Annotated in this window: 22 protein-coding genes, 1 pseudogene and 1 riboswitch; of the genes and pseudogenes, 12 read left to right on the plus strand and 11 right to left on the minus strand. The window is 71.9% G+C overall.

Annotation, left to right across the window (positions count from 1 at the left end; genetic code table 11):
- On the minus strand, window positions 1–675 hold a 675-nt coding region (locus tag ABEA87_RS38615; protein WP_345638328.1), incomplete at its 3' end, for a cellulose binding domain-containing protein.
- Window positions 676–1123: 448 nt separating this feature from the next.
- Window positions 1124–1843 (minus strand): SDR family oxidoreductase, encoded by a 720-nt coding sequence (locus ABEA87_RS38620; RefSeq protein ID WP_345638329.1) that lies wholly within the window; start codon window positions 1841–1843, stop codon window positions 1124–1126.
- A gap of 57 nt (window positions 1844–1900) precedes the next feature.
- Here ABEA87_RS38620 and ABEA87_RS38625 point away from each other — a divergent pair, with 57 nt between their 5' ends.
- The 5 genes from ABEA87_RS38625 (at window position 1901) to ABEA87_RS38645 (ending at window position 6652) form a co-directional block, all read left to right on the plus strand.
- Window positions 1901–2560 (plus strand): TetR/AcrR family transcriptional regulator, encoded by a 660-nt coding sequence (locus ABEA87_RS38625; RefSeq protein WP_345638331.1) that lies wholly within the window; start codon window positions 1901–1903, stop codon window positions 2558–2560.
- Window positions 2557–3396: an SDR family NAD(P)-dependent oxidoreductase gene (locus ABEA87_RS38630; protein ID WP_345638332.1), complete on the plus strand. Its 840-nt coding sequence runs from the start codon at window positions 2557–2559 to the stop codon at window positions 3394–3396. Before ABEA87_RS38625 ends, ABEA87_RS38630 begins: the two co-directional genes overlap by 4 nt.
- Before the next feature lie 145 nt (window positions 3397–3541).
- Entirely contained in the window at window positions 3542–3916 is a 375-nt protein-coding gene (locus tag ABEA87_RS38635; protein ID WP_345638334.1) for a hypothetical protein, read from the plus strand.
- Window positions 3917–4101: 185 nt separating this feature from the next.
- Window positions 4102–5934 (plus strand): right-handed parallel beta-helix repeat-containing protein, encoded by a 1833-nt coding sequence (locus ABEA87_RS38640; protein ID WP_345638336.1) that lies wholly within the window; start codon window positions 4102–4104, stop codon window positions 5932–5934.
- Between the two features lie 91 nt (window positions 5935–6025).
- Window positions 6026–6652 carry a TetR/AcrR family transcriptional regulator gene (locus ABEA87_RS38645; RefSeq protein WP_345638338.1) on the plus strand — a complete coding sequence of 209 codons (627 nt, stop codon included), beginning with the start codon at window positions 6026–6028 and terminating at the stop codon, window positions 6650–6652.
- Window positions 6653–6777: 125 nt separating this feature from the next.
- Here ABEA87_RS38645 and ABEA87_RS38650 read toward each other — a convergent pair whose 3' ends face one another.
- Window positions 6778–7962, minus strand: coding sequence for a phosphoribosylaminoimidazolecarboxamide formyltransferase (locus tag ABEA87_RS38650; protein WP_345638340.1), 1185 nt, complete (start codon window positions 7960–7962; stop codon window positions 6778–6780).
- Between the two features lie 14 nt (window positions 7963–7976).
- A riboswitch (ZMP/ZTP riboswitch) is annotated at window positions 7977–8060 on the minus strand.
- Between the two features lie 22 nt (window positions 8061–8082).
- On the minus strand, window positions 8083–9000 hold the full coding sequence (hemF, locus tag ABEA87_RS38655) for an oxygen-dependent coproporphyrinogen oxidase (protein ID WP_345638342.1): 918 nt from the start codon (window positions 8998–9000) through the stop codon (window positions 8083–8085).
- Window positions 9001–9244: 244 nt separating this feature from the next.
- On the opposite strand from hemF, the gene ABEA87_RS38660 reads away from it, so the two are divergent.
- On the plus strand, window positions 9245–10702 hold the full coding sequence (locus ABEA87_RS38660; protein ID WP_345638344.1) for a sugar porter family MFS transporter: 1458 nt from the start codon (window positions 9245–9247) through the stop codon (window positions 10700–10702).
- 151 nt (window positions 10703–10853) lie between these two features.
- Here ABEA87_RS38660 and ABEA87_RS38665 read toward each other — a convergent pair whose 3' ends face one another.
- The 5 genes from ABEA87_RS38665 to ABEA87_RS38685 all read right to left on the minus strand — a co-directional run bounded on the left by ABEA87_RS38665 (window position 10854) and on the right by ABEA87_RS38685 (window position 14780).
- Entirely contained in the window at window positions 10854–11522 is a 669-nt protein-coding gene (locus ABEA87_RS38665; protein WP_345638345.1) for an NADPH-dependent F420 reductase, read from the minus strand.
- 112 nt (window positions 11523–11634) lie between these two features.
- A complete protein-coding gene (gene dinB, locus ABEA87_RS38670; RefSeq protein WP_345638347.1) occupies window positions 11635–12882 on the minus strand; it encodes a DNA polymerase IV in 1248 nt (415 codons plus the stop codon).
- A 221-nt stretch (window positions 12883–13103) separates the two neighbouring features.
- Window positions 13104–13928 carry a class I SAM-dependent methyltransferase gene (locus ABEA87_RS38675; protein ID WP_345638349.1) on the minus strand — a complete coding sequence of 275 codons (825 nt, stop codon included), beginning with the start codon at window positions 13926–13928 and terminating at the stop codon, window positions 13104–13106.
- 76 nt (window positions 13929–14004) lie between these two features.
- Complete coding sequence (locus tag ABEA87_RS38680) at window positions 14005–14349, minus strand: ester cyclase (RefSeq protein WP_345638352.1); 345 nt, start codon at window positions 14347–14349, stop codon at window positions 14005–14007.
- Window positions 14346–14780, minus strand: a complete 435-nt coding sequence (locus tag ABEA87_RS38685; RefSeq protein ID WP_345638354.1) for a MarR family winged helix-turn-helix transcriptional regulator — start codon at window positions 14778–14780, stop codon at window positions 14346–14348. The genes ABEA87_RS38680 and ABEA87_RS38685 overlap by 4 nt, the downstream gene beginning before the upstream one ends.
- Window positions 14781–14944: 164 nt before the next feature.
- Here ABEA87_RS38685 and ABEA87_RS38690 point away from each other — a divergent pair, with 164 nt between their 5' ends.
- The 3 genes and pseudogenes from ABEA87_RS38690 to ABEA87_RS42815 all read left to right on the plus strand — a co-directional run.
- On the plus strand, window positions 14945–15364 hold the full coding sequence (locus ABEA87_RS38690) for a hypothetical protein (RefSeq protein WP_345638356.1): 420 nt from the start codon (window positions 14945–14947) through the stop codon (window positions 15362–15364).
- 3 nt (window positions 15365–15367) lie between these two features.
- Window positions 15368–15604 (plus strand): helix-turn-helix transcriptional regulator, encoded by a 237-nt coding sequence (locus ABEA87_RS38695; RefSeq protein WP_425571033.1) that lies wholly within the window; start codon window positions 15368–15370, stop codon window positions 15602–15604.
- Window positions 15601–15924: pseudogene (locus ABEA87_RS42815) on the plus strand (alcohol dehydrogenase catalytic domain-containing protein); the annotation flags it as partial. The gene ABEA87_RS38695 and the pseudogene ABEA87_RS42815, both read left to right, overlap by 4 nt.
- A 62-nt stretch (window positions 15925–15986) precedes the next feature.
- Here ABEA87_RS42815 and ABEA87_RS38700 read toward each other — a convergent pair.
- Complete coding sequence (locus ABEA87_RS38700) at window positions 15987–17132, minus strand: RNA polymerase sigma factor (protein WP_345638358.1); 1146 nt, start codon at window positions 17130–17132, stop codon at window positions 15987–15989.
- Window positions 17129–17536: a YciI family protein gene (locus tag ABEA87_RS38705; RefSeq protein WP_345638360.1), complete on the minus strand. Its 408-nt coding sequence runs from the start codon at window positions 17534–17536 to the stop codon at window positions 17129–17131. The genes ABEA87_RS38700 and ABEA87_RS38705 overlap by 4 nt, the downstream gene beginning before the upstream one ends.
- 230 nt (window positions 17537–17766) lie before the next feature.
- Here ABEA87_RS38705 and ABEA87_RS38710 point away from each other — a divergent pair, with 230 nt between their 5' ends.
- The 3 genes from ABEA87_RS38710 to ABEA87_RS38720 all read left to right on the plus strand — a co-directional run bounded on the left by ABEA87_RS38710 (window position 17767) and on the right by ABEA87_RS38720 (window position 19896).
- Window positions 17767–18162, plus strand: coding sequence for a DNA-binding protein (locus ABEA87_RS38710; protein ID WP_345638362.1), 396 nt, complete (start codon window positions 17767–17769; stop codon window positions 18160–18162).
- A 130-nt stretch (window positions 18163–18292) separates the two neighbouring features.
- Complete coding sequence (locus ABEA87_RS38715) at window positions 18293–19321, plus strand: PEP/pyruvate-binding domain-containing protein (protein WP_345638364.1); 1029 nt, start codon at window positions 18293–18295, stop codon at window positions 19319–19321.
- The gene (locus ABEA87_RS38720; RefSeq protein ID WP_345638366.1) at window positions 19318–19896 is read left to right on the plus strand and encodes a transcriptional regulator; all 579 of its coding nucleotides are present in this window, start codon (window positions 19318–19320) and stop codon (window positions 19894–19896) included. Before ABEA87_RS38715 ends, ABEA87_RS38720 begins: the two co-directional genes overlap by 4 nt.
- The last annotated feature ends 27 nt before the right edge of the window (window positions 19897–19923 follow it).

The raw sequence follows: 19923 nt of genomic DNA on the forward strand, positions 1-19923 counted from the left end.
CGCACTGAGCAACCCGACATCCCGCGTCGCGTTGTCCGACGAACGCCTCACCTGATACAGCGCCCCGTTGTACGAGGCATACAACGCCCGCGTCGTGCTGTGCGCGGCCACACACGGCGTACCGCCCGCAGCGTAGATGTCGCACGGCCCGTTGGACGGCGGCGGGGGCGGTGTGGAGGTCCGCGTCGGGGTCGGTGTCGGCGAGTTCGGTGGGGTGGGTGAGTTCGGCGGGGTGGGCGATCCGGTGACGCCGCCGGTGCAGGTCGTGCCGTTGAGGGCGAACGAACTGGGTGCCGGGTTGCTGCCGGTCCACGTTCCGTTGAACCCGAAGCCGGTGTTGCCACCGGTCGCGATGCCACCGTTGTAGGACACGTTGGTGACGGTCACCTGGGAACCCGACTGGGCGGACGAGCCGTTCCACAGTTGGGTGATGGTCTGGCCGGCGGTGAAGCTCCAGGTCAACCGCCACCCGCTGATCGGGTCACCGAGGTTGGTCACCGTCACGCTCGCGCCGAACCCGCCGGGCCACGAGTTGGTGACCGCGTAGTTGACCTGGCATCCGACCGAGGCGGCCGAAGCCAACTGCGTGCCGGTCAGGCCGGCGGCGGCCAGGATGAGCGCGCCGACGCCGGCGATCAGCGTCCACAGCCGGCGGGGGAAGCTGGCAGGTCGCACGGTACTGTCCCCTTCTCTGGATGATGACTTCCGCCGCCGCGATCCGACGGTCCAGGAACGACCGCGTCGCGTGCCCGCCGCCCTGCCCGGACATCCTTCAGGGGCGGTGGCACCGGCGGTTCGGTCGATGACGCGCGCGACGCGTTCGACTCCGCGCGCCGTTGCCGGTTCTCGCGTCAGTGGGTCGCGAACCGGCCGGCGCCGCCAGGAGTGAACCGTCCACACGCGACCGACGGTCCGTCAATCGCGATCGCCGGTGGTGGGCTCCGGCGCTCTCGGGGCCCACCACCACGTACTTATGATCGCCGATGTTAGCGGTAACAAGTGCGGCGGTCAAGACGGGCTCGGGTCGCGGCCCGTGCGCGCCGCGCGGCGATTCCCACCAAGGCTCATCCCAGCCGGGCTCAGCCCAGACCAGCGAGGCCCAGCCCAGCTCAGACAGCGAGGCTCAGCCCAGCGACACCAGGCGGGCGCCGCCGTCGGCCTCGATGACGGTACCCGTGAGGTTGGCGTTGGTCGCCGCCACGACGGTGACCTCGGCGATGTCGTCCGCGGTCGCGACCCGTCGGGCCGGCAGCACCTTGGCCGCCTGGGCGAAGTACCCCTTCCGGGCCTCCTCCGGCAGCCCGCTCCACCACGGGGTGTCCACCACGCCGGGCGAGACCGCGTTGACCCGGATCGGCGCGAGCTCCACGGCCAACGGCTTGACCATCGCCTCCACGGCGCCGTTGAGAGCCGCGATGCCGGCGGTGCCGGGCATGCCGGCGCGGGCGGTGATCGCACCGAGCAGCGTGATCGAGCCGTCGGGCGCCAGGTGCGGCAACGCCGCCTGGATGGTGGTGATGTGTGGCCAGAACTTCGCGTCGAAGGCCCGGCGCAGCATGTCCAGGTCCAGCCCGGCGACGGGGCCGACCCCCTCGCTGCCCGCCAGGCTGACGATCAGCCAGTCGATGCGGCCGATGGACTCGACCACGGCACCGATGGCGGCCGGGTCGCCGCCGTCGGCCCGGTGGCAGGTCAGCTCCGGGTCGCTCGCGGCGACGTTGTCCAGGCGCCGCTTGTCCCGCCCCACCACGTGGACGGCCGCGCCGAGGACGCGCAGCCGCCGGGCGGTGGCCAGTCCGATGCCGGATGTTCCCCCGACGACCAGTGCGGTGTGCTCGCTCATGTGCCTCTCCTATTTCGAACCGTGACGTCTCGTCTCGAATTAAGGTAGCATGGTCCCGTGAACGATCAACCGGCGCCGGAGGCGGCGCCCGAACCCGGTCGCCCCGGACGCAGGCGCAGCGAGGCGAGCCGGCAGGCGATCCTCGCCGCGACCAGCGAGCTGGTGGCCGAGGTCGGTTACGCGAACCTGACCATCGAGGGCATCGCCGCGCGCTCCGGCACCGGCAAGCAGACGATCTACCGCTGGTGGCCGTCAAAGGCGGACGTGCTGCTCGACGCCCTGATGACCAAGGCGGAGCTGCACATCCCGATACCGGACAAGGGCAGCTACGCCGACGACCTGCGCGCCTTCCTCACCGCGAGCTTCGCGCTCGGTCGGGATCGCCGGATCATGGACATCCAACGCGCTCTGATGGCGCACGCGCAGCTCGACGAGGATTTCGGCCGGCGGCTGCGCACCGAGGCCCTGCAACGCCGGCGCGACGCGCTCGCGGTCATTCAGGGCCGCGCCCGGGATCGCGGCGACCTCCCACCGAGCCCGTCCCCCGGCACCGCCGCCGACCTCGTCTTCGGCGTCATCTGGTACCGGGTGCTCGTCACCCACCAGCCGCTGGATCAGGCGCTGGTCGACGAGCTGGTAGCCATGCTCGCCCCGGCCGCGAACGGCGGCCGGCGCCGCACCACGTCATCGAGACCGAGACAAGGAAGCAACGGATGAACCAGCCCCGCACCGTCCTCATCACCGGCGCCACCGACGGGCTCGGCCGCGCACTCGCGGACCGGCTCGCCGCCGGCGGCACCACGCTGATCCTGCACGGCCGCGACCGGGACCGGCTCGACCGCGCGGCCGACGAGATCCGCGACGCGCACCGGGTGCCCCGGCCGCGCACCGTCCTGGCCGACCTGGCCGAACTGGCCCAGGTCCGCCGGTTGGCCGCCGACGTGCGGGCGGTCACCGACCGGCTCGACGTGCTGGTGAGCAACGCGGGCATCGGCGGCGGCGAGCCCGACGGCCGCACCCGGCGCACCAGCGTCGACGGGTACGAGCTGCGCTTCGCGGTCAACTACCTGGCCGGGTTCCTGTTGACCGTCGAGCTGCTCCCGCTGCTGCGCCGATCCGCGCCGGCACGCGTCGTCAACGTCGCCTCGATCGGCCAGCACCCGCTCGACTTCGACGACCTGATGATCGAACGCGGGTACAGCGGCGGCCGGGCGTACGGCCAGAGCAAGCTCGCGCAGATCATGTCCGGGTTCGAGCTGAGCCGGCGGGTGCCGGCCGCCGAGGTCACCGTCAACAGCCTGCACCCGGCCACGTACATGCCGACCAAGATGGTGCTGAAGGAGATCGGGTACCACATCGACGAGCTGGACGAGGGCGTAGCGGCCACCGAACGGCTGGTCACCGACCCGGCCGTGGCCGGCACCACCGGCCGGTTCTTCGACCGCACCCGCGACACCAGGCCCAACGCCCAGGCGTACGACGACCACGCCCGCGCCCGGTTGTGGGCACGCAGCCTCGACCTCGTGGGACTGCGCGACACCGAGACGACCTGACGTCCACCGCCCCGACCCAGGTCGCCGCTCGCCCGGTGATTACCAGAAATTCTTAAGGTTGTATCCAGGCGGTTCGGATTTCGCAGGGCTATCGTCACCCGGGACGGGGTGGGCGGCGATCGGGTGGCGGCGATAAGGAGCGAGGATGGCGCAGAGCGCGGAGTCGGGTCACGCCGCGACGGTCAAGGACCGTACGGCCACCGCGGAGGGCGGGCGTGGCGGGCACGTCGCGCACCTTGAGGGGCAGATCGAGGTGCTGCGCGGCCAGGTCGCCGCGCTCGAGGCGGCCGACGAGCACCACCGCGCCGAACTGAGCGCGGCCGTGGCCGAGGCGGCCGAGGCGCGCGGGACCCTGCGCGAGTCGCAGGCGCGCCTGAAGGAACGGCAGCAGGTCATCGACGATCTCCGCAAGCGCCTCGACACCGTGCAGGCCGCGCAGGCCCGCGCCGAGCAGGAGCGTTCGGCCGTCATCGAGGCGCTGGGCCGGCGCGCGAAGCGCCGGCTTGCCGCCACCGGCTGATCGGCGCGCGGCCCATCCGCTCATTCGCGCGCGGCACGACGCGCTGATCGGCGCGTGGTGCCGCGTGACTGCCTGGTCCACTGTGGCCAGTAGCGGGGATGGCCTGGTGTTCGCGGGTTGATACGCTCGGCGGCCGGTCGGTCCACGGTGGACCGCCCGCCGCCCGCCGTCCGCAAGGGAACATCATGGCAAACTCCTCGCGCCGCGACATGCTGCGCTCCGCGCTCACCGTCGGCGGCCTGACCGTCGCCGCCACCGCGCTGGTCCCACCGGACGGCGCCGCCGCGGCGACCACGACCGGGCTCGACTGGGTCGACGTGACCAGCCATGGCGCGGATCCGACCGGCGCCGCCGACTCGACCCAGGCCATCAACGCCGCACTGGCGGCGACTCCGGTCGGTGGCGTCTGCTACCTGCCCGCCGGGACCTACCGCACCTCCAAGCCGCTGGTCGTGCCGCCGGCCGTCACCCTGCTCGGCTCGCACGGTACGCATCTGGACATCACCACCTGTGCCATCAGGCCGTCGTCGAACTTCACCGGGCTTGCGCTGCCGGCGACCACCGTGGCGGGTGCCGCCTATCCGGCGGCCACCGTCTCGGCCGTCATCGTCATGCTCGACCAGGTCGCCGGCGGATACTCGGGACCGTCGCAGGAGCAGCGGATCGCCAACGTCTCGGTGGACTGCTCGGACCTGCCGGCCGGTAGCGGGATCGACGGGATCACGGCGGTCGGCTACGTCCACGGCGTGTGCCTGGACAACGTCGCGGTGAACAAGGCACCGGCGCACGGCTTCACCGCGACGGGCCGGGACGGCGGAAACCCCTATAGCTGGCGGCTGACCCGGGTGGCCGTCAACGCGGCGGGAACCTACGGGTTCAACGTGGCCAACCTCACCGACTCCACGTTCATCGACTGCGAGGCCATCGGCACCGGCGGGTCCGGCTGGTACATCGCCGGGGACAGCAACTCGCACTTCACCAACTGCCGCGCCGAGTGGGCCGGACTACACGGCTTCGAGGTGCACTCGTCCGGGCAGTCCTCGTACACGTTCACCGCCTGCTCCACCGACCGCAACTCCCACAACGGCATGTACATCGCTGACTCCGGCGGGGTGGGGCCGATCCTGCTGACCGGCTGCATGTTCAACCGCGACGGGCGCAACGGCGGTGCGGGCGGCGGCGGCTTCGCCGGCCTGGCCGTCTCGGGCAGCACCTCCCCGATCGTGGTGAACGGCTGTGTGACCGCGGTGCACGCGGACGATGGCGGCACCGGGGTGGAGTCTCCGCAGTACGGCATCTCGGTGAAGAGCGCCAGCTACGTCGCGGTGGACGGCGGCTTCTACTGGGGCGTGAGCGCCGGTTGGTTCGACGGCGGCGGCAACATCACGCTGCGGCGCGGACCGAACATCGCCGAGGCGACCGGGCCGCAGACGGCGCCGAAGCTGAACCTGCGCAACTCGTGGGGTACCGACAACGGCTCGGGGCTGGCGATCGCGCTCAACGGCGCCGACCAGACCGGGCTCACACTGTCCAATGTGGACAGCAACATCAACCAGCCGCTGCTGTTGATGACCGCGGGGGCCTCGGCCGCCGACGCGCTCATCAAGGGGCGGGTTGCCGGCGACACCTCCAGCCGCGTCGTGTTCAGCGCCGCCGGGTCGCTGTCGCTCGGGCCGGGCAACGCGACCACCGACGCCACCTGGGGCCGGCTGGCCAAGGCCCAGATCGGCAGTGCGGACTCGGACATCGTGGCCGGCCTCGCCGGCAAGGGGCTGCGGGTCAAGGAGGGCACCAATGCCAAGATGGGTACCCTCACCCTCAACGGCACCACCGCGGTGACCGTCGCCACGACCGCCGTCACCGCGAGCAGCCGCATCTTCCTGACCGTGCAGACGCCCGGCGGCACCCCGGCCGGCGTCGCCTACGTGTCCGCCCGGACGGCGGGCAAGTCGTTCAGCGTCAAGGGCGCGGCGAACGACAAGTCGGTCGTCGCCTGGCTGATCATCGAGCCCGCCTAACCGATTTCGAGACGCACCCTGGCCGGGCGCGGCGGCAGGCGGTCCCCCTGCTACGGTAAGCGGGGAGTTCCCCGATTGTCCTAGGAGGAGCATGCCACCGCCCGCCGCCGGGCCGGCACCGGATCAGGCACCGCCACGCCCGCGGCGCGCCGACGCGCAGCGCAACTACGACCGGCTGCTCGCGACCGCCCGCGAGGTGTTCGCCGAGCACGGCGCCGACGCCCCCCTGGACGACATCGCCCGCCGCGCCGGCATCGGCAACGCCACGATGTACCGGCACTTCCCGACCCGCCGCGAGCTGATCATCGCGGTGTACGCCGACGAGGTGACCGAGCTGTGCGCCCGGGGCGAAGCGCTGCTCGCGCACGAGGCGCCCGGCGAGGCGTTGCTGACCTGGCTGCGGGCCTTCATCGCGCACGTGGCCACCAAACGGGAGCTGGCACAGGCCATTCCCAACGATCGCGGCGGGCAGCGTTCGGCACTGTTCGACGGCTGGCACGACGCGATGCGCGCGACCGCGTCCCGGTTGCTGGCCCGCGCCCAACGCCGCGGTGCCGCCCGCGCCGGCCTCGATCCGGCCGACCTGCTGACGCTGGCCAACGGCATCGCGCTGACCAGCGCCGACGCCGACCAGGCCGGACGCTGCCTCGACCTGCTGCGCGACGGCATCGCACCGCTACCGGCGGGCCACCGGGCGCGAATCGCCGAACCGGGCTGAGGTCCGCGGGAGCACCCGGCCGCGCCGCAGAGTGCGCCCGCGGACCAGGGGCATCCGGCGGCGGCCCGTGCCGCCACGCTCTCGGGCGCGACCTGCTCCGGCTCGGCCGCGCCCGTCGCCTCGCGTCAGTGCCGGAACAGCCGCACGCCGGTGTGGCAGAGCGTCATGCCGTGCTCCCGGCACGCCGCCACCACGTCGCCGGAGCGCGCCGCGCCGCCCGGCTCGGCGATGTACCGCACCCCGTGGCGGCGCGCGTGGTCGACGTTGTCGCGGAACGGCAGCGCCCCGTCCGACGCCAGGCTCACCCCGTCGAGCCGGGCCAGCCAGTCACCGCGCTCGGCGGCCGCCAGCGGCGCAACGCCGGGCAGGTCCCCGTCGAGATAGCGGATCCGCTCCCCCACCCGATCCTGCACCCGCGCGGTCGCCTCGACGGGCACCGCGCGTACCGCCGGGTGCCGGCGCAGCCACCAGGTGCCGGCCTTGGCACCGGCCAGCCGGACACAGTCCACCCGGGACTGCTGCCCCGCCCCGACGCCCAGCGTCATCCCGTCGCGCACATACGCGACCGAGTTCGACTGGGTGTACCGCACCGTGATGAGTCCCAGCAACAGGTCGTCGCGGGCCGGCCCGGGCAGCGTGCCGCACACCGGGTCGGCCAGGTGCGCCGGGCCGAGTTCGATGTCGTCGCGCGGCGCCACGAACCGGTACCCGTACTCCTCGCGTACCTGCTCGGCCGGCGGCCGAAAGGCCGGGTCGGCCTCCAGCACCAGGAAACCGCCGCCCTTTTTCGCCGACAGGGTGGCCATCGTGCCCGGGGCGTAGCCGGGCGCCACGATTCCGTCGCACACCACGCGGCGCAGCAACTGGGCCAGCGCCTCGTCCACCGGTTCGGAGACGGCGACGAAGTCGCCGTACGAACTCTTCGGATCGGTGTCCCTGGCCCGGACGTACGCGCTGGCCACCCCGCTGAGGGCGGCACCGTCCACGCCGTAGGTCTCGGCCATCACCGCGTCGATCGGCCCGGCGGTCGCCGCCCCGGCCGGTGAGACGTGCTTGAACGACGCGGCGGCCGGGCGGCCCAGGGCACCCGCGGCCTCCCGTACGAGTTGCCACGCACCGAGGGCGTCCAGCAGATTGATGTAGGACGGCTCGCCGTGCAGCACCCGCAGCGGCGGGTGGGCCGCATCGAGGGGGGTGGCGGCGGCCGGCCGCTGGTGGGGATTCATGCCGTACCGCAGCGGAACGGCGGACGGTTGCGACCTCGGCGGTCGCATCATCGGCGGGCGCGTCATGGTTTGCCTCCGGCGCATCGAGCCTCGCGCGTCGCGGATGCCCAGGCGGTCGGCGCCGACGTGTCCTGCGGCCGCTTCCCGGTGGTGACCCACCTTCGCCAGTCGCGGCCACCGCCACGTTAACAGTTCGCGCCCGCGTCAGGCGCGCGCGGCCCAGTCCGTCGGTTGCAGGCACCGGACGGTCAGCTCCTCGGGGCTGCCAGGCTCCGGCCGCACATCGAACGCCCAGCCCGCCACCGCCGGCAGCGACATCAGGATCGCCTCGACGTTGCCCCGGGTCTCCAGCCCGAACCGGGTGCCCCGGTCATACACCAGATTGAACTCCACGTAGCGCCCGCGCCGCAGCAGCTGCCACTGCCGCTCCCGCTGGCCGTAGGGCGTCGCGCGGCGCCGCGCGACGATCGGCTCGATCGCGTCGAGCAGCACACCGCTGCCGTCCCGGACGAAGTCGAAGCAGCGCTGCCAGCTGACCCCGTCGGCCCCGGACAGCCGGTCGAAGAAGATGCCGCCCACGCCCCGCATCTCGGCGCGGTGCGGCAGGTAGAAGTACCGGTCGCAGGCTTGCTTCCAGGCCGGGTACCAGCCCGGATCGTACCGGTCGCAGCAGGCTTTCAGGGTGGCGTGGAAGTGCGTCGCGTCCTGCTCGAAGGCGTAGCACGGGGTCAGGTCGGCACCGCCGCCGAACCACCACGTGCCGTCCCGCTCGCCGCCGTCCACCTCGAAGTACCGGAAGTTGGCGTGGAACGACGGCGTGTACGGGTTCACCGCGTGCAGCACCACCGAGATGCCGGTCGCCACGAACGGCCTGCCGGCAAGCTCCGGCTGCGTGTCGGCGATGCTGGCCGGCACCCGGGCGCCGTGCACCAACGACACGTTCACGCCCCCGCGCTCGAACACCCTGCCCTGCTCGAGGATGCGCGCGGTGCCGCCGCCCAATTCGGGGCGGCTCCACGGCGCCTGCCGGAAGGTGGCCCGCCCGTCCATCCGCTCGAACCCGTCAACCAGCCGCGCCTGCTCCTGCCGCAGGAATTCGACGACCGTTTCGGCCCTGCCCATCCCGATGTGCCTCCCTGGCGCCATCGCGTCGCGTGAACGCGGAACCGGTCGGCCGGCCCGCGTGCCCACCGGCGGATGCGTGATCCGCGCCACCGCGCCTGCCGCGCGCCACGGTACCGCATCCACGCACCATGGCCGATCTCACATCCGAGCCGCTCGGATTGGTCAGAAGCGCGACTGGGTAGTCGGTGAAGCACGGCGACCGCTGGCGGCCGCCGGGTACTGGTTGGTGAAGGGGGCGCACATGACGACAACGACCGCCGCCGCCGGCGGGCCTGATGTGTTGGAGGCGTTGGACCAGCGGTCACCGACCGGCTTCTACTGGTCATTGACCATATTGGCCACCATCGGTGGGTTCCTGTTTGGATTCGACACCTCGAACATCGGATCGGCGCTGAACTTCGTGCCGTATCACCTCAGCGGGTTCGCCCTGGGCTATCTGGTGGCGGGTGCCTCGCTGGGCGCGGCGGCCGGCGCGATCCTGGCCGGTCCGCTGACCGACCGGCTGGGACGCAAGTACCTGCTGATCGCGGATGCCCTGATCTACGCGGTGGGCGCCCTGTTGTCCGCGTTCACACCGGACGCCGCGGTGCTGCTCGCCGCGCGCACGCTGATCGGCATCGCGGTCGGTGCCGACTCGGCGATCGCGACCGCCTACATCGCCGAGTACGCGCCGCGCAACCGGCGCGGGTCGCTGGGCATGCTGCAGCAGTGGATGGTGACTGTCGGCATCCTGGTGGCGTACGTGGTGGCGCTGGTCATCTTCAAGACGATGCCGCACAGCGCGGGGACCCTGGACTGGCGTCTGATCCTGGGCCTGGGTGCGGTGCCGGCGCTGATCGGGTTGGTGCTGCGCACCCGGATGCCCGAGTCACCGCGCTGGCTGCTGCGCCACGGCCGCTACGAGGAGGCGCGCAAGGCCGTCGCGATCCTGGGTGTGCAGGCGACCACCGAGGACGTCGAGCGGGCCGCCCGCCGGCTGGAGGCCAGCGAGCACGGGCGCGAGCGCGCCAAGTTCCGGACCTGGACCCCGGGCGTGCGCCGGGCGCTGATGGTGGTCTGCGTGTTCTTCGTCTTCCAGCAGATCACCGGCATCAACGTGCCGCTGTACTACGGCCCGCACCTGCTCGGCCCGCTGTTCCAGGGCAGCGACACCTCGAAGGTGGCCACCACGGTCGCCGGCGTCGAGGTGACCGCCATCATGACGGTGGTCAACGTGGCCGCCACGTACCTCGCGTTCCGCTACATCGACCGGATCGGGCGGCGCCGGCTGGCGATCGGCGGGTACCTGGGGATGGCCGTGTTCGGGGTGGTCGCTGCCATCGGCCTGGGGCTGATGACCGGGACGCCGCGCACGGTCGTGGTGATGATCGGCCTGTGCATGTTCATCGCCAGCTTCGCGGTCGGCGTAGGCGGCACCGGCTGGCTCATCCAGGGCGAGGTGTTCCCGACCGCGGTGCGCGGCCAGGCCGCCGCGATCGGCGCCACCGTCGACTGGCTCGCCAACTTCGCGCTCATCGAGGCCTTCCCGACCTGGCAGTCGGCGATCGGGCTGGCCTGGGTGATGGTCTGCTTCGCGGTGCTGTGTCTGATGGCTGTCGCGTTCGTCGGCCGGTTCCTGCCGGAGACCAAGGGCCGTTCGGTCGAGGAGATCACTGCGCTGTTCGATAAGCAGGCGGTCACCGGCGCCGCGGTCGCCTGACGCCGAAATATGCTCCACTGTGGATGGTGGGTCGTCGCGGATACCCGTGGCGACCCACCATCGTGTTCACCGCGATTCCGGTGCGCACATCCCCGCTGCCGCCGGGTCGGCAGGCGCGACGGCAGCGGGGATGGCTCGACGGATCGATCGCTCAGGCGCCGAAGGCGGCCAGGGCGGCCCGTACCGCAGCCGCGTCGGCCGCGACCCCGGTCTCGTCGCTGAACTGCCCGTACAGCCCGGCGTACGCGGGGGTGTTCGGCTGGAAGGCGCGCGAGTCGCGCAGCGAGCCGCCGTCCACCGCGTCGTACCCGATCTCGTCCAGGAACGTGGTGACCCTCGCCTTGGCCTGCGCGTCATCGCCGGCGATCGGGAGGGCGGTGCGATCCGCCGAACCGGCCGGGCGGGCCAGCGATCCGAGGTGCTTGAAGTAAATGTTGTTGAATCCCTTCACCACCTTGGCGTTCGGCAGGTGCGCCTGAAGCAGCTCGCTGCTGGCGGCCGAGTCGTCGTCCAGCTCGGCAACCTGCCCGTCACGCTCGGGGTAGTAGTTGTTCGTGTCGATGACCACACGCCCGGCCACCGCGTCGGCCGGCACCGACCGGTACGCCTTCAGCGGGACGCTCACGACCACCAGGTCGCCGGCCGTCGCAGCCTCTTGAGGGGTGGCGGCCCGAGCCCGGGGGCCGAGCTCGTCCACGAGGTCCTTGAGCGTCTCGGGTCCCCGGGAGTTGCTGAGGACCACGTCATACCCGGCCGCTATCGCCAGTCGGGCTACGGTGCCACCGATGTTTCCGCTACCAATGAAGCCCACAGTCGTCATGGTTCTGGGCAACCATCGGAGGGCGGCCAACATTCCTTGATGTGGTGACACCCACGGCGGGCCCGTCCCGGTGAACCAGCCGCCGGCGCCGGCCGTGAAGCATCCTGGGTGTTCAGTCCGGCAGCAGCGGCACGGCCGGCCCGCCGTCGCGGCCGAGCAGGGCCGCCCGGGTGACGGCCGAGGAGCCGAACCGCTCCCGCACGGCGTCCACCGCCGCGTCGAGGTCGGCGTCGGCCTCGGCCCCCGGGTGCAGCGGCAACTCCAGCTGGATGCCGCCGTCATCGAGGTTGCCCACGGCCACCCCGACGAGGGTGAGGCCCCGGTCGCGCACCATCGGCATGGCCGCGGCCAGCAGCGCCCGGGCGGTGCCGAGGATCGGACGGGTCCCGGAGGTCGGCCAGGGCAGCGTCTGTGAGCGGGTGATGCGGGAGAAGTCACCGAAGCGTAGCCGCAATACCACCGTGCGTCCCGGCCGCCCCGCGGCCCGCATCCGCCCGGTCACCCGGTCGACGAGCCCGGCGAGTACCGCGTCGAGTTCGGCCGGCGAGCGGTGGGAGCGGCCCAGGGCGCGCTGGGCTCCGATCGAGCCGCGGCGCCGGCCGACCTGGACGGGTCGGGAGGGGCGTTGGGCGTAGTCTCCCCCACGCCCCGGCCCGGCCGCGCTTCCCTGTGGGTCCAGGCCCAGCGCCAGAGCGTGCAGGTGCCGCCCTGACCCGGGGCCGAGTACCGAGACCAGCGCCGCCTCGCCGAGCCGGGCCACCTGCCCGACCGTGTGGATGCCGCGCTCCCGTAGCTTGCCGGCGGTGACCGGGCCCACGCCCCAGAGCGCCTCCACCGGCAGCGGATGCAGGAAGGCCACCTCGCCGTCTGGCGGCACCACCAGCAGGCCGTCCGGCTTGGCCACCCGGCTGGCCACCTTGGCCAGGAACTTCGTGCGGGCGACGCCGACCGTGATCGGCAACCCGACCCGGGACAGCACCTCGCCGCGCAGCCGGGCCGCTATCTCCGCCGGGCTTCCCGAGATCCGGCGCAGGCCGCCGACATCCAGGAACGCCTCGTCGATGGACAGGCCCTCGACCAGCGGCGTGGTCTGCCGGAACACCTCGAAGACCGCCTTGCTGGCCTGCGCGTAGGCCGACATCCGGGGCTCCACCACGACGGCCGACGGGCACAGCCGCCGGGCCTGCCGTCCGCCCATCGCGGTGCGCACCCCGCAGGCCTTGGCCTCGTAGCTCGCGGCGAGCACCACGCCCGACCCGACGATCACGGGCCGGCCACGCAGCCGGGGGTCGTCACGCTGCTCCACCGACGCGTAGAACGCGTCGAGGTCGGCGTGCAGGATGGTCGCCTCGCCAGGCACCCCCGCATCATCGCACATATGTTCTAATTCGTGGGTGGGGAGTGGGGATTTCAACGGTGTGCCTTGCAGGGTTCCTCGCGATGGCCAACATCGGCGTCACCCGGTTCGGTGCTACCGCCACCGCCGCCATCCTCGACGATCTCGCTCACCGCCAGAACCACGGCCGGCCGGCTGCCTGATCTGGACCTGGCGCTACGGCGGAGGTCGTCCCTGACTGCCGCTCATCGCCAGAGATGCAGGACGACCGGACGGGTCCGTTCGGTGAACTCGTCGCCAGCTTCCCTCAGCAGCGCGCGGAGGTCGCGGTCGAACGCGGACAGCTGGTCGCCGAACAGGTGCGGAGTGGATCTCGACAGGGAGTACACGGAGGCGACAATGTCGTCTGCCGACCGGTGGACGATGCGGCTCGGTAGCTCAATGTCGCGGGGACCCTCGAACCCGGCTGCCCGATAGATCTCGTCCTCGTTGCCGGGCGAGTCTCCCGGTACGGTCTGCTTCGGACCTAGGTACGTCTCGATCAGATCGGTGATCGCGTCCCAGGGCGGGTCCTGTTCACCGGTGGCGACGCCCCGGTGGGTCGTCGCGCTCACATGAACCAGGGCGCCGCCGAGCGCCAGGAGACGGCGTGCCGCTGCGGCGACCCGTGGTCGGTCCATCCAATGGAACGACTGCGCGAACGTGATGACGTCGACGGATGGCAGGTCGGCCGGTAGGTCCTCGGCCCGAATGCACCGCCATGACGCGTTGTCCACGTGATGCGCAGCCGCCTGTCTGGCGGCCTCATGGACCATCTCCTGGTCCGCATCGACGCCGATCGCCCGTGCGAAGTTCGGCGCGAGGAGGAGAGTCAGCGATCCGGGTCCGCATCCGACGTCGAGCAATGTGCCCGTGCCATCAAGGCCGAGTTCCGCGACCAGGACGGTGGCGAGCTCCGGCGGGTAGGCCATCCGGCCGGTGGCGTAGTGAGCGGCGCTTCCGGCATACAGCGACGGATCCCAGGACCAGCTACGGTGGTGGGCCGACTCACCGGAATTGTGAGCGGGCATCCGGGCAGAATGCCGGACGCCCGCACGTCCCGCAACCGAATTGTGCGCAGGGCTGAGGCGGGCAGGGGGCAGGATTTCAGGCGTCGCGCCGCAAGGACGACAGACCCCACAGCTCGGCGACACGACCGTTGTCCACCCGGAAAATCTCCAGCATGGTCGGTGACTGTCCGCCGGGAACACCGCGCACGCTCGTGCGGACGGCGACCCGGTCCGCCTCGACGATCAGGTCCTCGACGACCATCTGGACCTCGGGGAACGCTTCGTGGAAACGTTGCCACGCCCGCGCGACGCTCTCCGGTCCGGTGGCGGCCAGGGGATGGCTGTAGAAATCCGCTGTGAAGATCTCCTCGACGGCCCCGTAGTCGCGATCGTTGAACGCGGTATACATGCGCCGGGCCGCGGCCCGCACCTCGTCGGTCATCGGCTCTCCTGTTCGGTCACGTTCGCGCGCACGCGGCGCAGGACGCGCAGCACGACCTCCTGCTCGTGGGTGGAGACGCCGTCGAGCAGCCGTTCCTGGTACGACTGGTGCGATCGCGCCAGGTCGTTGGCCATCCGCTCGCCACTGGCAGTGAGTGCGGCCAGGGTGTAGCGGTTGTCCCCCGGGTCGAGGCGACGGCCAACCAGTCCTTCGGCCTCGAACTCCTTGACCAACCTGGTGACGGTCGCACCGTCGATGCCCAGTGCCTGGCGTAGGTTGCTGTGGCTGATCTCGCCGTCTCGTCTCAGCCGCACGAGCAGTTGCACTCGAAGCGGACTCATGCCCACGTGCCGCGCGAACGCCTGTCGCAGCTCGGCGTGAGCGGCGCCGAATTCGCGGAAGAACCTGTCCTCCGACGTCTCCTCACTCACCAATACTTTATACCTGCAACTCTTGATTACCTCAAGAGATTCCGCTCCGGGCGTGGGATCGCCCGTTCCCGGCTGTCGCGTCACTGTCAAGAGTATTTGACATGGAGTCCGGTCCGCTTTACATTCGGATGGTGTCAAAGATTCTTGACTCTGCGGAGGTCGCGATGTCGTACGAAGAGAAGGGCGTCTGGACCCAACTGCTCTCCTTCGCCTGCGCCTATATCGCCTATCTCGCGGTCGTCGTGCCCCGCCTGGTGCACACATCGGTCGCGCACGTGTCCTACGTCGCGCCGCTGGTGGTGACGACCGTGGCGTCGATCCTCATCGCGACGGTGGTCCGCAGCGCCCTGGAGGTGGCCAGGCCCAGCGATAGCAGCAAGGCCGACGTGCGGGACCGGGACATCGCCCGCTTCGGTGAACACGCCAGCCGCTGGTGCGTGATCGGTGGCGCGACCGCCGGGATCATCGGGGCGTTGGACCACTGGGCTTACTTCTGGATCGCCAACGTCATCTGGCTCGGGTTCGTGCTGTCGGCCGTGGTCGACTCGGTGATCCGGCTCGTCGCCTACCGCCGAGGGCTGTGACCGGTGGCACCGAGCAAACCCACCCGGATCACCAACCGGATCCGCGTGCTGCGCTTCGGCCACGACGAGATGACCCAGGCCCAACTGGCCGAGCGCATCGGCGTGACCCGGCAGACCGTCATCGCCATCGAACAGGGGCGCTACTCGCCGTCCCTGGAGGTCGCCTTCCAGATCGCCCAGGTCTTCGGCGTACCCCTCGACGAGGTTTTCCAGTACCCCGACGGGTCGACGGGCCAATGAGTAAGGGCAGCCGGGAGGCGGAACTCGTCAACGGATTCGGTGACCGGCATCAGTTGCGCACGGCCGACCTTCCAGACCCGGCAGCAGGTCCCGGCCAGGTCCGCATCTCCGTGCACGCGGCCGGGGTGAACCCCGTCGACACCGGCAACCGCCGGGACGGGAGTTGGGCCGGACTGTCCACGCCCTGCGTCCTCGGGTACGACGTGGCCGGCGTGATCGATCAGGTCGGACCGGGAACCACGGACCTGTCCTGTGGTGATCGGGCCATGGCCATGACGCGGTTCCGCGATGGCGCCGGCGGTTACGCCGAGTTCGCGGTCGTCGACGCCGCCGGAGGCAGGTGGTGCTACAGGTCCGCGACTGACACGCGCGGTCGCGGCGCTCACCGACGCAGCAGTTGCCGCACCCGGGCGGCCTCCCGGGTGAGGTGGTCGCGCTCCGGCACGCTGGTGGCGGCCCCAGATGCCTCGGCATACAACTCGGCGGCGTACCCCAGGTCGCCGGCGCGTTCGTGCAGGTACGCCGCCACCGCGGCGTAACGGGGCAGGTCGGGGCTCGCGTCGGCCAGCGCCGCCAGGCCGGCCCGCGCTCCGTCGGCCTCCCCGACCGCCACCGCCCGGTTGAGCCGCACCACCGGGCTGCCGGTGAGGAGCAGCAGTTCGTCGTACCACTCCACGATCTGCACCCAGTCCGTCTCGGAGGCGCTGAGCGCGTCCGCGTGCAGGGCGGCGATCGCCGCCTGCGCCTGGTATTCGCCCAGCCGGTCCCGGCCCAGCGCGGCCTGCAGGATCGCCACCCCCTCGGCGATCAGGCCGGTGTCCCAGCGCGATCGGTCCTGCTCGCGAAGCGGCACCAGGCGACCGCCCGGCCCGGTGCGCGACGCGCGACGCGCGTGGTGCAGCAGCATGAGCGCGAGCAGCCCGGCGACCTCGGGCTCGTCGGTCAGGGCGACGACCTGGCGGGTGAGGCGGATCGCCTCGGCCGCCAGGTCGACGTTCCCGCCGTACCCCTCGTTGAAGACGAGGTAGAGCACGCGCAGCACCGTCGCGAGATCACCGGGCTGATCGAGCGGCAACCCCGCGATCCGCCGCTTGGCCCGGCTGATCCGCTGCGCCATGGTCGCCTCGGGAACGAGGTACGCCGCGGCGATCTGCCGCGTGGTCAGGCCACCGACCGCGCGCAGCGTCAGGGCGACCGCCGAGGCCGGCGGCAGAGTGGGGTGCGCACACAAGAAGTAGAGCCGTAGCGTGTCGTCCACGCCGGGCGCCGGGCCGGCGGGAGGCTCGAGCTCCACGGCGAGTTCCCGCCCCCGCCGCGACGCCTCCGCACGGGCGGCGTCGAGAAACCTGTGCCACGCGGCCGTGACCAGCCATGCCTTCGGATCGCGCGGCGGATCGTCCGGCCAGGTCTCCAGCGCCCGGATCAGGGCCTCCTGCACGGCGTCCTCGGCCGACGCGAAGTCTGCCCCGCGCCGGACGAGGACACCGATCACCGCGGGTACGAGATCCCGCAGCAGCGACTCGTTCACTCGGTCGCGCTGGGCGAATCGGTGAGGAACGGTCGGACCTCCAGCCACTCGTGGATCGGCTTGCCGCCGGGGCCGGGCGCGGCGGACAGCTCCCCGGCCAACTGGACCGCGCGATCCCAGGACTCCACGTCGATGACCATCCAGCCGGCGATGAGGTCCTTGGTCTCGGCGAACGGACCATCGGTCACCGGCGGGCGCCCCTCGCCGTCATACCGCACGAACGCGCCCTCGGGCGCCAGTGCCTGGCCGTCGACGAACTCACCCATCCCCTCCAGGCGGGCCGCGAAGTCGCGCATGTACTGCATGTGCGCGTCGACCTCCTCCGGCGTCCATTGATCCATCGGCGGCCAGTCGACGGTGCGGGCCGGGCCACCTCGGTAGTGCTTCAGCAGCAGGTACTTCATGGTGGTTCTCCTTCATCCTCGGGCCCGTCGTGGGCGCTCGTGCCCCTGGGACGGAGCCGGCGCCGCGTTCTCGACACCGGCGGCGTACCGAACTCCAGGACCTGCTTCCGCCCCCGTACGGCCGGCGGGTTCCCGCTGGGTACAACCTGACCACGGCCGTCGGGGATCCTCAACCGGGCCGACTTCAACAATGTGTTGACAAACAGTTTGTTGAAGGACAGGCTGGGAGCGTGCGTGAGGGATCAGACGACCAGTCCACGGCGGCCCTCGAGCGGTCGGCGCGGCAGCGGTTGACCGCCCGAGGCGGCACGGACCTGCCCCGGTTGCCCTGGCTGGCCGACGGGCAGCCGCACGACGCGTTCACGCTGATCCGCCAGGCGTTGTGGCGAGCCAACGCCGACCGGGAGGCGCTGGAGCTGCCCGACGACCTGATGGCCGCGATCGCGCTGCTGGCCGCCGCACGCGCCGAACTGGACCAGCTCGAGGCGGGCCTGCTGTTCGTCGCCCGCGCCGAGGGGTTGACCTGGGCGCAGGTCGCGCGGCCGCTGGGCCTGCGGACCGCCCAGGCTGCGCAGCAGCGGCACGAGCGCGTGCTGGCCCGGCTCGACGGGGACACCGATTCGTGAGCGTCGTCCCGCTGATCCACGCGGGCCCCGCCTGCGGCCGCAAGGCCCACGCGCTCGCCACCCTGCGAAGCGCCGGCCTTGCCGTCCCGGACGGGTTCGTCGTCACCGACCCGGCCGTGGATCCCGGCTGGTGGCGGAGCACCTGGGCCGGCTGCGCGGCCGGGTGTTCGCGGTCAGGTCGTCGGGGCTGACCGAGGACGGCGTGGCGGCGTCCTTCGCCGGGCAGCTGGAAACCGTCCTCGGCGCCCGGGGCCTCGACGAGGTCCTGACCGCGCTCCGGCGCTGCGCCGCCTCGCCGCGCACCGACCGGGCGCGCGGCTATCGGGAACACCTCGATCTCGCCGACGAGCCCTCCGCGCCGGTACTCGTGCAGGAGTTCGTCGAGGCCGGCCACGCGGGCGTGCTGTTCACCCGCGACCCACGCACCGGCGCCGACGCGGTGGTGATCAACGCGTCCTGGGGCCTCGGGGAGTCCGTCGTCTCCGGCGCGGTGGTGCCCGACGAGATCATCGTGACCGGGCCGGCGCACCCCGCCCGGATCGCCGTCGGCGCCAAGCAGACCCGGCTCGACCTGGGCGAGCACGGGCTGGCGCGGGCACCCGTTGCCGCACAGGACCGCGCCCGGTGCTGCGTGGCGCCCGACGAGGTATCCCGGCTCGTCGCGCTCGGCCGGCGGTGTGCGGACATCTTCGGCGGGGCGCAGGACGTCGAGTGGGCGGTGCGGGACAACCGGATCTGGCTGCTGCAGGCACGCCCGATCACCGCCCTCGGCGCCTCCGCGGCATCGGGCCGCGCGGGCTCGGCTCCCCCGCTGGTCACCGGCGTACCCAGCAGTCCCGGCCGGGCCCGCGGACCGGCCCGCCTCGTGCGCTCGTCCGACGACTTTCCCCGCCTCCGGCGCGGCGACATCCTGGTCTGCCGGACCACCGATCCGGCCTGGACTCCCCTGTTCCGGCTCGCCGGCGCCGTCGTCACCGAGACCGGCGGCGTGCTCAGCCACGCGGCCATCGTCGCGCGGGAGTTCGGAATCCCCGCCGTCGTCGGCGCCGACAAGGCGATGAGTGCCCTGACCGACGGCGCACCCGTCACCGTCGACGGCACCGTCGGCACCGTCGACGTCAACGCCAACGTCACCGGCACCGAGGCAGGTGGCCGATGAACGGGCCGTCGCCCACCGACCTGCTGGTGCTGCACACCGTACGGCTCAAGGGGTTCGCCGACACCGTCGCCGTCGCCGCCCGGTTCGGCCTCGACCCTGACCAGACCCGCGAAGAACTCCTCGACGCCCAGGCGCGTGGCTGGATCAGCCGGTCCTCCTTCGGCGACCTGACCGGGTGGTCGCTGTCCGACCTCGGGTACCGGCACAACGAAGCCCAGCTGCGCGACGAACTCGACCGCACCGGCGCCCACGCCACCGTCGCCGCCGTCCACGAACGGTTCCTCCCGCTCAACGCCCGAGCGGCCGAGGTCTTCACCGCGTGGCAGTTGGGCGGCGGGAGTCCCACACACACCCTCCACCTGCTCGCCGACCTCGCCGACGAACTGCGCCACCTCGAACGGTCCCTGGCCGCGCGGCTGGGCCGGTTCGCCGGGTACCACGACCGGTTCACCGCCGCGCTGGCCCGGGCGAACGACGACCCGGCATGGCTCACCAGCATCGAGGTCGACTCGTGCCACCGGGTCTGGTTCGAGCTGCACGAGGACCTGATCGCCACCCTCGGCATCGCCCGGTAGCCGAGACGGCGCGCGGCTACCGGGTCC

It is taken from the genome of Rugosimonospora acidiphila (assembly GCF_039543385.1).
GTDB lineage: Bacteria > Actinomycetota > Actinomycetes > Mycobacteriales > Micromonosporaceae > Rugosimonospora > Rugosimonospora acidiphila.